This window comes from Streptococcus sp. CF7_Ac1-8 (assembly GCF_024295435.1).
GTDB classification, from domain to species: Bacteria; Bacillota; Bacilli; order Lactobacillales; family Streptococcaceae; genus Streptococcus; species Streptococcus mitis_AP.
The window spans coordinates 58,077-72,656 of record NZ_JANCPI010000004.1; the positions used below are offsets into that span (position 1 = coordinate 58,077).

A 14,580-nucleotide genomic window follows, 5' to 3' on the forward strand; every position below is an offset into this window, starting at 1 on the left:
TTTGATTGTTAGAAATTGGTTTAATATGAAAGAAAAAATAATAAAATCATCAAATCAGCGACAACTATTCTCTTTTCGTAAGTATAAAGTTGGACTTTGTTCTGTTTTATTAGGTACAGCGTTGGTTTTTGGAGCTTCAGTGTCTAGCCCTGTTAGTGCAGCTGAACTTGAGAAAAAACCTTCTGTTACAGAAGGAACTGATGTTACAGGAAGCAGTACGGTGTCTAGTCCTAATGATGCTTCCAACAAAATATCTAATCATACAAATACAGTAGAAGATGCTCCAGTAGTCAATGTAACAGCTAGTGCTGATGAGATGAAAAAAGAAGACGATTACTACGCTCGTGAGATATTCAAGGGTTCAGAAGTGGTATCGGTAGATGACGTGGAGACAAATAATAAGGTAGATAAGAGTATTGATCTTAGTTCAGATCTACCAAAAGTCAAGAATTTAACCAATGCTACAGTTCATGTTGAGTTTAAAGCAACAGAAACGGTACCGAATTTATATAGTGTATTTTCTACCTCTAGTACTTCAAGTCGAAATGAGTATTTCCTTTTAGGAGTAAGTGGAAACAAGCCTGTTGTAGAGGCTAGAACAGGAAAAGAGGGGAGCTATCAGTACGATCGTTTTGAAGATGGAAAGGAAAGTATTCGTCCTAATGAGTGGAATTCGTTAACCTTTACTATTTCTCGACCTAATGTTAATGTAGATGCCGGTGAGGCGAAACTTTATGTTAATGGTAGGTTATCAAAATCTTCTGCTAAATCGGGTCTTTTTTTGACAGCTATGCAAAACTTGACCAATATGCAGTTAGGAGCTATGCAACGTGGAAATGGTAAAGTTTGGGGGACTAATCTAGATATCCGTAATCTAACGATTTATGATTATGCCTTCAGTGACACAGAGGTAGGACAACGAAGTACTATTTTTCTTCGAGATCCTGAGGGAAACAAGGCTCTTGGTCCAGCTGAATTAACAGATAATAAGGCTGTTTTTCAGTCTGGATTGAATGGTCAGAAAAATAGTGATGGGATTTATTCTTATCGTATACCATCTTTGCTGAAAACGAATGATGGTACAATAATTGCAGGGGCAGATGAACGTCGTTTGCATTATTCTGACTGGGGTGATATTGGAATGGTTGTTCGTCGAAGTGAGGATGGAGGCAAAACTTGGGGTGAACGAATTAATATTTTAAATATTCGTGATAATCCAAGAGCTAGAAATGCTAATATTGGTTCTCCTACTTCTATTGATATGGTTTTAGTACAAGATTCCAAGACAAAGAAAATTTATTCTATCTACGATGTCTTTCCAGAAGGACAAGGAATTTTGGGTATGAGTGTTACTCGTGAAGAGTCTTATACAGTTGTCAATGGTCGAACATATCAGATAGTATATAAGGGTAATGAGAAATATACTATTCGGGAAGATGATTATATTTATGATAGTAATAATCAAAAGACATCTTATCATGTAATCACTAAATCGACTCAGTCTGAAAATAAGTACAGTGATACAGGTGATTTGTATAATGGTAGTAAGTTAGTGGGAAATATATATTTTACCCCAACAACTGACTCGCCTTTTCGTGTAGCCAAGGATAATTTTATATGGATTTCAGAGAGCAATGATGACGGAAAAACTTGGTCAGCACCAAGGGACATTACACCCCAGATAAAGAAAGATTGGATGAAATTTTTGGGTACGGGTCCAGGTTCAGGTATTGCATTGAAGCATGGTCAATATGCAGGGCGTTTAGTAGTACCTATGTATTCAACTAATTATGTATCTCATCTCAATGGTTCTCAGTCTTCTCGTGTAATTTATTCTGATGATCATGGTTTGACTTGGCATATGGGAGCTTCTCCTAATGATGGTCGTATCTTCAGAGGGGAAACTTTGAATTCTAATACTATGAGAAACACAGCAGCAGAATTGACTGAGGCTACTGTTATCGAGTTAAACGATGGAACACTCAAGATGTTTATGCGTAATCGAAGTGGTCATGTTCAATTTTCTACTAGTAAAGATGGTGGTGCTACTTGGGGTGCTGTTGAAACAATTAGTGATATTCCAGATGTTTATGTACAACTTTCAGCAGTTCACACTGTGCAAAATGGTCGGGAGTACATTGTATTAGTAAATGCTAATGGACGTGGTCGTGAAAATGGTTATGCTCGACTTGCAGAAGTTCAATCAGATGGTAGTTTGAAATGGATCAGACATAATTTGGTCCAAGCTGGTAAGTTTGCTTATAATTCTGTTCAAAATCTAGGTAATGGTGAGTTTGGTCTTGTCTATGAGCACAGTGAAGATGGTGAAAATGACTATACTCTTTCCTTTAGAAAGTTTAACTGGGATTTCTTAAATCCAACGGTTCGGGCAGTTTCTGCTCAAGTGACGACAGATGATAAATTAGTTTCTATACGTTATGATGGTGAGGTACTTGCTCGAAAAGGCCTGGTTTTAACATTATCCAATGGTAGAAAACTGCCTTTTGTTACTCAGTATGATAATCGTACCCTTCTTTTCCAATGGCAACCAGAGGATGAGGGGGCGACTGTAACAGGTATTCAAACAGGGACTTTGGATAGCGTGACAGATATTCCACTGGATACTACCAATGTTCGTCTGCCAATCCGTACTCGCACTGTTGAACCAACGGATCCAAAAGTGGCAGATTCTCTCCTTTATCCTGATATCAACAATGACTTAAGGTGGCCAGCTGGTTTGAGCTACGATGATTTGAATAGAACTGTAACCCGAACTATACATTATGTTGCTGATGACGGAAAAGTTTTCCCAGATACAGTACAGACAGTCGCTTATAGTCGTAATGCTATTGTTGATCTGGTTAAAGGTACGGTTACTTATGGTTCTTGGGTCTTGGCTAAGTCAGAGTTTGACAGTCTTGTTGTTCCTATACAGGCTGGATATTTGGCTGATAGATCTTTGATTACTAACCAAAATATCGAAAAAGATGTTCAGACTTTGGTACCAATTTCGGTGACAACTAGTGTCCGTTATAAGAAATTAGGTTCTTGGATTGTTCAAACTCCAAATTCTGAAATGAATAGGATATCTTATCCCAATAGCTATTTAGATGCGAGTGTTATCGGCAATCATAGTACGGTTACTATTCCTTATATAGCGGGTTACCGTGCGATTGGGAAAGATGGGAATTATTTGACCTTGAAAAATACGGATCGTCCAGCAGAAGGATATCTAGCACCACGCCCTGATGATGCCACCCAAGATAGCATCATTCGTTATGATAAAGATAATCAAAGTGCTCAGATTCGTTTTGTGAATCAATCTAATAAAGCGGTCTTATCAACTGTTTCTTTAACTGGAAAAACAGGTGAAGTGATTGATAGTAAGTCTGTAGAAAGGGAAATTTTATCTTTCTTGAACAAAGGTTATCGGATTGTTACAGATGAATTTCATCAGATACTAACTCCTGTTTATGGTGACAACAGTCGTGTGGTTACTCAATTTACTATTGTGCTTACACCAAGGGTGGAGAAGATTGATGCTAGTCAGTATAAAGAAAAAGATTCATTGGTAGATAGCCAGTTGAAGCTTACTTGGCCAGCTGGTTTGACAGAAAAAGACTTACAGAAGTCGGTTAGTCGTACGACTCGTTTCTTGAATACACAAGGCGAGGAAATTGCGCCTGCTCACGAAGCTGTTCTTAATTATAGAAGAACAGCAACTGTTAATCTTGTAACCAAAGCTGTTCTTTATACGGGTTGGATTGCTGAACAAAATAAATTTCCAGCAGTTTCAGCTCCAGTTGTGAGTGGTTACCTAGCAAATGAATTGGGGAAACCAGAATTATCAAGTACTCCAAATATCCCAGCAAGAGTGGATGCTATTCATTATCGCAAACTTGGACAATGGGTACTAAAATTACCGTCAGAGACAATAAAAATAACTTATCCTAACGACCGTAGTAATGCAGGACGTGTTGGAACAGATCAGTCAACGGCTCCAGTTGTGACAGGTTATCAAGCTAAATATCAAGGTAAAAACCTAGTTTTAGCACAGGATGGAAGAAGTTATATTCTTTCCCTTCCAGAAGATGTTACACGTGATATGATAATTGACTACACTCGTATTCCAGCTGTAGAAGGGAAAGAAGAAGTTCGTGAAACGGTATCAATTCCTTACGAACGCTTGACTGAGGTTAGCTCTGATCTCTATACAGATCAAACTCAGCTGAAACAGTCAGGTCGTGTAGGTTCTAAGACTGTTGTGAAGCTATACCAAACATTAGATGGTGTGAAAACAGACAAGATCCTCTCTGTCCGTGAGGAAAATGTAGTGGATTCTCAACCCGAGATTATCCTAGTTGGTACTAAGCCTATTAAGAGTCGAGAAAACGTTGTTAGCACAGAAGAAATCGCACCAGTACTTGTGTACCGAGAAGACCCTTCACTCCTGAAAGGCCAAAGTCAGACTGTTCAAGGTCGTGCAGGTCAGCGTAAGATTATTACTATCTATGAAACAGACCACGGTATACGTACTGGAATTATCCTTTCTCAAACCAGTGAAATTGTGCAAGAAGCAACCCCAACAATCATCTATCAGGGGGCGAAGGTTATCGGTCGTACTCTGCCAGAAGATGGTCCTCTATCTCCAATAGTTGAAAAACCAAGTGTGGAAATCCGCATAGAGGAAACTGACTTTACTACTGAATATAGGGATAGTGCTAACTTACCAAAAGGTCAAACGAAGGTCTTGATTGCAGGAGAAAAAGGTCAGCGTACTATCCTGACAGAAATTAGTAGTGACAATGGTGTAGAAACACGTAGTGAGCTATCTAATACTATTACCAAGGAACCGATCCATCAAGTTGTCTTAATAGGGACCAAAGCTGTAGAAGGGGAAGAAGAAGTTCGTGAAGCGGTATCAATTCCTTACGAACGCTTGACTGAGGTTAGCTCTGATCTCTATACAGATCAAACTCAGCTGAAACAGTCAGGTCGTGCAGGCTCTAAGAGTGTTGTGAAGCTATACCAAACACTGGATGGAGTAAAAACAGAAAAGGTTCTCTCCGTCCGTGAGGAAAATATAGTTGCCTCTCAACCCGAGATTATCCTAGTTGGTACTAAGCCTATTAAGAGTCGAGAAAGCGTTGTTAGCATAGAAGAAATCGCACCAGTGCTTGTGTACCGTGAGGACACTTCGCTTCTGAAAGGTCAAAGTCAGACCGTTCAAGGTCGTGCAGGTCAGCGTAAGATTGTAACGATCTATGAAACAGACCATGGAATACGTACTGGAATGATCCTCTCTCAAACAAGTGAGATTGTGCAAGAAGCAACCCCAACAATCATCTATCAGGGGGCGAAGGTTATCGGTCGTACTCTGCCAGAAGATGGTCCTCTATCTCCAATAGTTGAAAAACCAAGTGTGGAAATCCGCATAGAGGAAACTGACTTTACTACTGAATATAGGGATAGTACTAACTTACCAAAAGGTCAAACCAAGGTCTTGATTGCAGGAGAAAAAGGTCAGCGTACTATGCTGACAGAAATTAGTAGTGACAATGGTGTAGAAACACGTCGTGAGCTATCTAACACTATTACCAAGGAACCGATCCATCAAGTTGTCTTAATAGGGACCAAAGCTGTAGAAGGAGAAGAAGACAAGAAAACACCTCTAATTCCTTCGAATGAGAATGTGATTCTTAGTTCTGATAGAAAATTAGCGAATTCTGCTAAGGAGTTACCAAGGACGTCGAATACTGATGATAAAAACTTATTTGTGCTTGGGTCAATCGGACTTCTCTTGGGTTTGGGATTGAGTGTTAGAAAAAGAAAAAATTGAGCATGAAATTTCCAATTTGATAGTAACGAGAGATTTTCATAGAGATGATAGAGGATAATTTTAGCATTAAGAAAAGTTGTTTTAATTATTGCTATGGGAGCACCATATATATTTATAGCAATAACTTTGCTAGTCTTGTTAAATAAACACAAAACAATCCTAGAAGATTTTTCTGGGGTTGTTTTTGCTAGGGGAGTTTCTATAAGTTGTCTGGCTTGACTTTCTTGATGGAAATTATATAATAGTTGTAATAATTAAAGTTACAATTAAAGAGAGAAATAGTTATGACCTATGAATACAAGAGCCACATTTATTTGGCAGAGGCAGTTTTAAATGTAAAGGATTTGGCCAGTCAAACTGCCTTTTATCAGCAAATCATTGGTTTAGAAATCTTATCTCAAACTGAGACAGAGGTCATTCTAGGCCTTGGTGGAAAAGCCTTGGTACAGTTGATTCAAACACAAGAGAGCGGAGAAGTAAGGGAACATTATGGCCTTTACCATCTGGCTATTCTCTTGCCGACACGCAAGACTTTGGCTGATGTCTTGAAACATCTGACGGATTTGCAGATTCCTCTTGTCGGTGGTGCTGACCATGGTTACAGTGAGGCCCTTTACTTAGAAGATTTGGAGGGGAATGGCATTGAACTCTATCGAGATAAGCCGGTTTCCACATGGGATATTCGAGAAGATGGGCGTATTATCGGGGTCACTGAGGCCCTTGCAGCGCAGGATATCTATGAGTTGGGGGAAAGAGTAGAGCCCTTTATCCTAGCAGACGGTACGAGAATGGGGCATATTCATCTTTCCGTCAAGGATAGTCGAAAGTCCAGCCAGTTTTATCAAAAGGTGTTAGGGCTAGAGGATAAATTCAGTGTACCTAGCGCCAGTTGGATTGCGGCAGGAAACTACCATCATCATTTGGCGGTCAATGAATGGGGAGGAAAAAGTCTGGCTCCGCGTAAGCCGGGTTTGCCAGGCTTAGCCTACTATGTCATCGAAGTCGCACATAAAGAAGAACTGTTAATGATTGCTGAGCGAGCACAAGAAATTGATGCACCAGTTAAGTGGCTGACATCTAGCCAGCTGGACGTTACAGACCCAGACGGAATTGTGACCCGTATTCGTTTAGCAAGATAGGCAAGATGTGATAAAAATCAGAGAATAAATTGTAGAAAGTACCCCTTATCCTAGTCGGATATGTAGAAAATTTGATATGATAGTAGGGAATAAGGAGAAGAATACAATGACCAGTGAATACCAGAAAATGATAGCATGAGAACCCTATCATCCATTTGACCCCGAGTTGCGGGCCTTGGCTCAGACTTCTCGTCAAAAACAGGCTGCTTTTAACCAGGAGCCAGACCCCTTGAAGGGGGCGGAGATTATCAAGACTTGGTTTGGTTCGACTGGGCAAAATCTCTTTGTCAATCCACGATTAGTAGTGGATTATGGAGTCAATATCCATCTAGGGGAAAATTTTTATTCTAATTGGAACTTGACCATGCTGGATGTTTGCCCGATTCGTATCGGAGACAATGCTATGATTGGCCCCAACTGTCAGTTTTTAACCCCACTCCATCCGCTGGATCCGCATGAACGTAATTCAGGTGTCGAATACGGAAAGCCCATCACCATCGGTGACAATTTTTGGGCTGGTGGTGGCGTTATTGTCCTTCCTGGAGTGACACTGGGCAATAACGTAGTGGCAGGAGCAGGGGCCGTAATCACTAAGTCCTTTAGAGACAATGTTGTTCTAGCTGGTAATCCTGCGCGCGTGATTAAGGAGATACCTGTTAAATAGAAGTAAAAGAGGCTGGGAAAAACTCAATTTCAAGAAAAATGAAGTAAATCTTTCAACAATAAAACGTATAATATCAAGGTTGTTCATTACCTGATATTATGCGTTTTTCTGATTTCAAAGACTTTTTACTCAGCCTCTTTTTGTAGATTTGATACTTGAAGTCACTCTTCTTGATCATTATGGAATTGCTCCATCTAGTTGAGTAGTTTAGATGGTGGTGTTTTTCTAACATAAAAAATTCATAATGGATAGCGAAATAGATATGACGACACTTTGAGATATTGTTATAAATCTTTTTTATGGTCACAATAGAAAATATATATTAGTCAAGCTAGAAGATTCGTAGTAGAATAATTAGCAAATAAAAGCAAAGGGGTTATTTTATGAAATTAGTTAATTTATGGTCAAAACTTTCACTCGGTTTGCAATTATTGCTAGCTTTGATTTTAGGTGTTATTTTTGCAGTAATCTGGCCACAATTTGCAGGTTTTTATCAATTTCTAGGACAAGCATTCATCAAATTGGTAAACATGGTCATTATTCCACTAATATTCCCAATTATAGTAGTTGCAGTGGCTAGTGTTATTGGAAAAAAATCGTTTGGTAAAATTTTAACGAAGACCTTACTCTACTTTTTTGCTGTTACAACTGCGATTACTTTATTATTTGTATTTGCTAGTTATTATTTGGGATTTGGTCAAGGTGTGAATATTGGCCAAACTGGTGGTAATATCGATGGGATAGCTAATAATGTCCAATTGAGTGAGTTTTTACTTGGTTTTATTCCATCAAATATTGTGAAGTCAATTTCAGAAGGCTCTCTTCTTCCAATTATTGTTTTTGCTATATTTCTTGGTTATGGAATTGGTAGCTTGAAGAGTGATAAAACCCAAAAAATTCTTGAAGGTTTCCAGATCTGGATTGAAGCTATTTATAAAATTATAACTGTTATTGTAAAATTATCTCCTGTCGGAATCTTTGGCTTTATTGCAAAAGATGTCGCTAGTACAGGGATTGATAAGTTAGTTGGACTTGGTCAATTTGTTATCGGAACTTATTTGGCTTATGGAGTTCTCATTTTAGTTGTTTTCCCTCTGATTGCCTCTATCTTTAAAGTTCCATATTTGACCGCTTTTCGTGAAAATTGGAGCCTCTTGACTCTAGCATTTATTTCAGGTAGTTCGAGTGTTGTGTTACCGTCCCTATTAAAGGATTTAAAGAAACAGGGACATGATGAGAATACGATTGATTTGGTTGTCCCTTTAGGATATACTTTTAATCTAGAAGGAGCAGCTGTCTATTTTTCAGTAGCCACTATTTTTATCGCACATGCTTACGGTATCCAATTTTCATTATCAAGTCTCTTATTTACAGTTTTACTTTTGACATTAATTGGGAAAACTGCAGCTACTGTTCCATCAGGAGCTATCGTAGTTTTGTTGGCAGCAGCACCCCAGCTTGGATTGCCAGTAGAAGGAGTGGCCTTGATTTTTGCAGTTGATTTCTTTGTGAATGCTGGTCGTACAATGATCAATGTTTTGGGTCAAATATTAACGGTCAGTGTCATTGAAAAAACAGAAGGTTATAGTTTAGAGGAAGACAAGCAACATCAATTGTCAGTTAACTTTTCTTAAAGGAGATAGGACTTATGAGTAACGCAAAAGTTTATGTGATTCATGAAAATATTGAATGGACACAGCATTTAGTAAAATGGTTAGAAAAAATACAAGTACCTTATGAATTATGGGATCTATCGAGTGGGATATTAGATCTTCAAAGCCCACCTCCACAAGGAATTTTTTATAATAGGATGTCCGCATCTTCTCATACGAGAGGGCATCGCTATGCACCAGAGTTTACGGAGCAGGTGCTTACGTGGCTAGAGGCTCATGGACGTAAAGTAGTTAATGGAACGGGAGCCATCAATCTAGAAATCAGTAAGGTGAAACAATATTTGAAATTAAATGAATCTGGTATTGAGACTCCAGCAACAGTTGCTGTTTTGGGACCGGAAAATATTATTGAAGCAGCAAGAAAATTGAATATCTATCCTTTGATTACCAAGCATAATAGAGCAGGAAAGGGATTAGGAGTGCAACTTTTCCAAAATGAAGAAGAACTAGAAGCTTATGTTAATAGTTCTGCTTTTGAACCTTCAGTAGATGGTATTACCTTGTTGCAGGCTTATATTAAACCAAGTGATGGTCGTATCCGTCGTTCAGAGTTTATCAATCAGAAGTTCCTTTATACTGTTTCAATTGATTCTTCAGATGGTTTCCAACTTTGTCCAGCAGATGGTTGTCAAATCGGTAAGAGACCAGAACAACTGGAAACTTCTGAAAAATTCCAAATTACAGAACCTCTACCAGAATCTCAAAAAGAAGCTTATGAAGCCTTCCTTAAAAATGCTCATATTGATGTGGCAGCTATAGAATGGGTTCAATCAGAAAGCAGAGATATTTATGTGTATGATGTAAATACCAATACAAACTATAATCCTACAGCGGAACAGAATGCTGACATCTTTGCTCATCAACATCTAGCTGAATATTTAAAGAGGGAGTTAAAAGCTCTTTATAGTGAATGATCATCTTGGAAGTTAATCTTTTAAAAATTTGATAACAACTTCCAGATAGAGTGCGACATAAATACTTTTCTTTCAAGGTAACAGTTATCAGCAACAACTACTAATATATAACGTCCCCTCTGAAGATTAATTACAGAGGGGCTACGTTTGTAATGTTTACTCTAATTCCTTATGATTTATAAAATCACTTAGTGTCGAGAATTCCAAGAATACTGAGATTTTTTCTCCTCAGTTCATCAACCCCCTCCTTGACACTCTGTCAGCTTTTGATACAATAGTACAAAATTAGAGGAGGTAGGTTATGATTCAGAAACACGCGATTCCTATTTTAGAGTTTGATGATAATCCTCAGGCGGTTATCATGCCCAATCACGAGGGGCTGGATTTGAAATTGCCAAAGAAGTGTGTCTATGCTTTTTTAGGTGAGGAGATTGACCGTTATGCGAGGGAAGTAGGGGCGGACTGTGTCGGCGAATTTGTTTCTGCCACCAAGACCTATCCAGTTTATGTCATCAATTACAAGGGCGAGGAACTTTGTTTGGCTCAGGCTCCTGTTGGTTCAGCTCCAGCAGCCCAGTTTATGGATTGGTTGATTGGATATGGTGTGGAGCAGATTATTTCCACTGGAACCTGTGGTGTGCTGGCTGATATAGAAGAAAATGCCTTTTTAGTCCCTGTTCGCGCTCTGCGAGATGAAGGAGCTAGTTATCACTATGTGGCGCCTTCTCGTTATATGGAAATTCAGGCAGAGGCTATTGCTGCTATTGAGCGAGTGTTGGAAGCCAGAGGGATTCCCTATGAAGAAGTCATGACCTGGACGACCGACGGTTTTTACCGAGAAACGGCTGAAAAGGTGGTTTATCGCAAGGAAGAAGGCTGTGCTGTTGTGGAGATGGAGTGTTCTGCGCTTGCGGCAGTAGCCCAACTGCGTGGGGTTCTCTGGGGAGAATTGTTGTTTACAGCTGATTCCTTAGCAGACTTGGACCAGTACGATAGTCGTGACTGGGGTTCAGAAGCTTTCGAGAAGGCCTTGGAGCTCTGCATTGAGATAACTTCTCAGATCTAGCTACTCTCCTTCTTTTTATGGTACAATGGATGTATGTTATTCAAATTATTTGTGAAAAAACTTGAAAGTGCCTTGGGCGGACTTTCGCCTGCTCGTCGCATTTTTTTAAGTTTCGCTGGAGTTATTTTTATAGGTTCTCTCCTTTTGAGTTTGCCTGTTGTCCAGGCGAGTGATTCGCAGGCGACTTATTTTGACCATCTTTTTACGACGGTGTCCATGGTCTGTGTGACGGGCCTCTTTACGCAACCGGTAGCTACCACCTATAATTTCTGGGGGCAGTTGATTTGTATGCTCTTGATACAGATTGGTGGTCTGGGGCTCATGACCTTTATCGGGGTCTTTTATATTCAGGGGAAGCAAAAGCTCAGTCTTCGCAGTCGTGAAACCATTCAGGAGAGCTTTAGTTACGGGGAAACTCGGTCGTTGAGGGCTTTTATACGGTCTATCTTTTTGACGACTTTTCTGGTGGAGGGCTTGGGTGCCTTTCTGCTAAGTTTCCGCTTTATTCCTGAGTTTGGCTGGGGACGAGGCATTTTTACCTCTATCTTTTTAGCTATTTCAGCCTTTTGTAATGCTGGTTTTGATAATTTTGGCAGTAGCAGTTTAGTGGCTTTTCAGACAGATCCCTTGATCAATCTGGTCATTGCTGGCTTGATTATCACGGGTGGTCTGGGCTTCATGGTCTGGTTTGACTTGGCAACCCAGCTAGGCAAGAAGAAAAAACGTCGACTACGTTTCCACACCAAGTTGGTCCTCTTCTTGACTGCAGGGATTTTGCTGTTTGGGACAGGAGCCACACTCTTTACGGAGTGGCACAATCCCGGAACCATTGGCAATCTCAGTGTCCCAGAGAAAGTGCTGGTTAGCTTTTTCCAAACTGTCAGCATGAGAACGGCTGGTTTTGCCTCTATTGACTACACCCAAGCTCGACCTGTGACCTTGTTTATCTATATCTTACAGATGTTTCTCGGAGGGGCGCCTGGAGGGACGGCTGGGGGTCTCAAGATTACGACTTTCTTTGTCTTGTTGGTTTTTGCGCGTAGTGAATTGCTGGGCTTACCTCATGCTAATGTTGCGCAGAGAACCATTGAGGTCCGAACAGTCCAAAAATCCTTTAGTGTCTTCATTATCTTTTTGATGACCTTCTTGTTGGGCTTGATGTTGTTGGGAATTACAGCAGAAGGAACACCGCGATTTATTTACCTCATGTTTGAGACCATTTCAGCTCTTGCGACAGTTGGGGTAACGGCAAATCTGACACCAGAATTAGGCAAGTTAGCTCTTAGCATTATCATGGTGCTCATGTTTATTGGCCGTATCGGTCCCTTGACCTTGCTGGTTAGTCTAGCTGACTACCAGCCTGATAAGAAAGATTTGATTCAGTATATGAAAGCAGATATTAGTATTGGATAAGAAAGGAAGAATGATGTCAGATCGTACGATTGGAATTTTAGGTTTGGGGATTTTCGGGAGTAGTGTCCTGACAGCCCTAGCCAAGCAAGATATGAATATCATTGCCATTGACGACCACGCCGAGCGCATCAATCAATTTGAGCCAGTTTTGGCGCGTGGAGTTGTGGGCGATATTACAGATGAGGAACTCCTCAGAACTGCAGGAATTGATACCTGTGATACGGTTGTGGTGGCAACAGGGGAAAATCTGGAGTCGAGTGTGCTTGCAGTTATGCATTGTAAGAGTCTAGGGGTACCAAGGGTTATTGCAAAGGTCAAAAGCCAGACAGCTAAGAAGGTGCTAGAAAAAATCGGTGCTGACTCGGTGATTTCACCTGAGTATGAAATGGGGCAGTCTCTAGCGCAGACCATTCTCTTTCATAACAATGTTGATGTCTTTCAGCTGGATAAAAATGTGTCTATCGTAGAGATGAAAATTCCGAGTGTTTGGACAGGTCAAAGCCTGAGCCAGCTAGATTTACGTGGCAAATACAACCTCAATATCCTAGGATTCCGTGAACAAGAAAATTCACCCTTGGATGTCCAATTTGGCCCTAATGATCTCTTGAGCGCAGATGCCTATATCTTGGCTGTCATTAACAACCAGTATCTAGATGACTTGGCAGAATTAAATTCGTAAGGAGGGAGCCCCCCTCTTTTTTGATGTCCAAAATAGCAAATGGAGATAGCAACCCTTGTATTCTAGTAAAAGTCTTTCAAAAGCTGGACTTTATGGTAGAATAGAAAGAAGTGACAAGAGAGTAAGAAAAAATCAGTCCCCTAAAGGAGTAGATTATGAAGTTATTGTCTATCGCCATCCCTAGCTATAATGCCGCTGCCTATCTTCATTACTGTGTGGAATCGCTAGTGATTGGTGGTGAGCAAGTTGAGATTTTGATTATCAATGATGGGTCTCAGGACCAGACTCAGGAAATCGCTGAGCGTTTAGCCAGCAAGTATCCTAACATCGTTAGAGCTATCTATCAGGAAAATAAGGGCCATGGCGGTGCGGTCAATCGCGGCTTGGCGGAGGCTTCTGGGCGCTATTTTAAAGTAGTTGATAGTGATGACTGGGTGGATACTCGTGCTTACCTGAAAATTTTGGAAACCTTACAAGAATTAGAGAGTGAAGGTCAAGAGGTGGATGCCTTTGTGACCAATTTTGTCTATGAAAAGGAAGGCCAGTCTCGTAAGAAGAGTATGAGTTACGAGTCCGTCTTGCCTGTCCAGCAGATTTTTGGCTGGGATCAGGTTGGAAATTTCTCAAAAGGCCAGTATATCATGATGCACTCGCTGATTTATCGGACAGATTTGTTGCGAGCGAGCCAGTTCCAACTGCCTGAGCATACCTTTTATGTCGATAATCTCTTTGTCTTTACCCCCCTTCAGCAGGTCAAGACCATGTACTATCTGCCTGTCGATTTCTATCGTTATTTGATTGGGCGTGAGGACCAGTCTGTCAATGAGCAAGTGATGATTAAGCGCATTGACCAGCAACTCAAGGTCAATCGACTCTTGGTAGATCAGCTTGATTTGTCCCAAGTGAGTCATCCAAAAATGCGAGAATATTTGCTGAATCACATTGAGATTACGACGGTGATTTCCAGTGCCTTGCTCAACCGAGCAGGTACAGCAGAGCATCTTGCAAAAAAACGTGAGCTGTGGACCTATATTCAGCAGGAAAATCCAGAGGTATTTCAGGCCATTCGCAAAACCATGTTGAGCCGTTTAACCAAACATTCAGTCTTGCCAGCTCGCAAACTTTCCAATGTCGTCTATCAAATCACCAAGTCTGTTTATGGATTTAATTAATATAAGTATTTTATAAGAGGG

At 40.3% G+C, this 14,580-nt stretch carries 8 protein-coding genes and 1 pseudogene; all 9 read left to right on the forward strand.

Going from position 1 to position 14,580, the window contains the following annotated elements:
• Positions 1-25 precede the first annotated feature (25 nt).
• Positions 26-5,839, forward strand: a complete 5,814-nt coding sequence (locus tag NMM26_RS03025) for a G5 domain-containing protein (protein WP_000659919.1) — start codon at positions 26-28, stop codon at positions 5,837-5,839.
• Between the two features lie 284 nt (positions 5,840-6,123).
• Entirely contained in the window at positions 6,124-6,978 is an 855-nt protein-coding gene (locus tag NMM26_RS03030; RefSeq protein WP_000220688.1) for a VOC family protein, read from the forward strand.
• A gap of 106 nt (positions 6,979-7,084) precedes the next feature.
• Positions 7,085-7,642 (forward strand): annotated as a pseudogene (locus tag NMM26_RS03035) (sugar O-acetyltransferase).
• Between the two features lie 383 nt (positions 7,643-8,025).
• The gene (locus tag NMM26_RS03040; protein WP_000780192.1) at positions 8,026-9,276 is read left to right on the forward strand and encodes a dicarboxylate/amino acid:cation symporter; all 1,251 of its coding nucleotides are present in this window, start codon (positions 8,026-8,028) and stop codon (positions 9,274-9,276) included.
• Positions 9,277-9,290: 14 nt separating this feature from the next.
• Positions 9,291-10,229, forward strand: a complete 939-nt coding sequence (locus NMM26_RS03045) for a RimK family alpha-L-glutamate ligase (protein ID WP_000063557.1) — start codon at positions 9,291-9,293, stop codon at positions 10,227-10,229.
• A gap of 301 nt (positions 10,230-10,530) precedes the next feature.
• Positions 10,531-11,295, forward strand: a complete 765-nt coding sequence (locus NMM26_RS03050) for a nucleoside phosphorylase (RefSeq protein WP_254753818.1) — start codon at positions 10,531-10,533, stop codon at positions 11,293-11,295.
• A gap of 33 nt (positions 11,296-11,328) precedes the next feature.
• A complete protein-coding gene (locus NMM26_RS03055; RefSeq protein ID WP_254753819.1) occupies positions 11,329-12,708 on the forward strand; it encodes a TrkH family potassium uptake protein in 1,380 nt (459 codons plus the stop codon).
• Between the two features lie 13 nt (positions 12,709-12,721).
• Entirely contained in the window at positions 12,722-13,387 is a 666-nt protein-coding gene (locus NMM26_RS03060) for a TrkA family potassium uptake protein (protein WP_001283912.1), read from the forward strand.
• 155 nt (positions 13,388-13,542) lie between these two features.
• Positions 13,543-14,559 (forward strand): glycosyltransferase family 2 protein, encoded by a 1,017-nt coding sequence (locus tag NMM26_RS03065; protein WP_000771884.1) that lies wholly within the window; start codon positions 13,543-13,545, stop codon positions 14,557-14,559.
• Positions 14,560-14,580 lie beyond the last annotated feature (21 nt).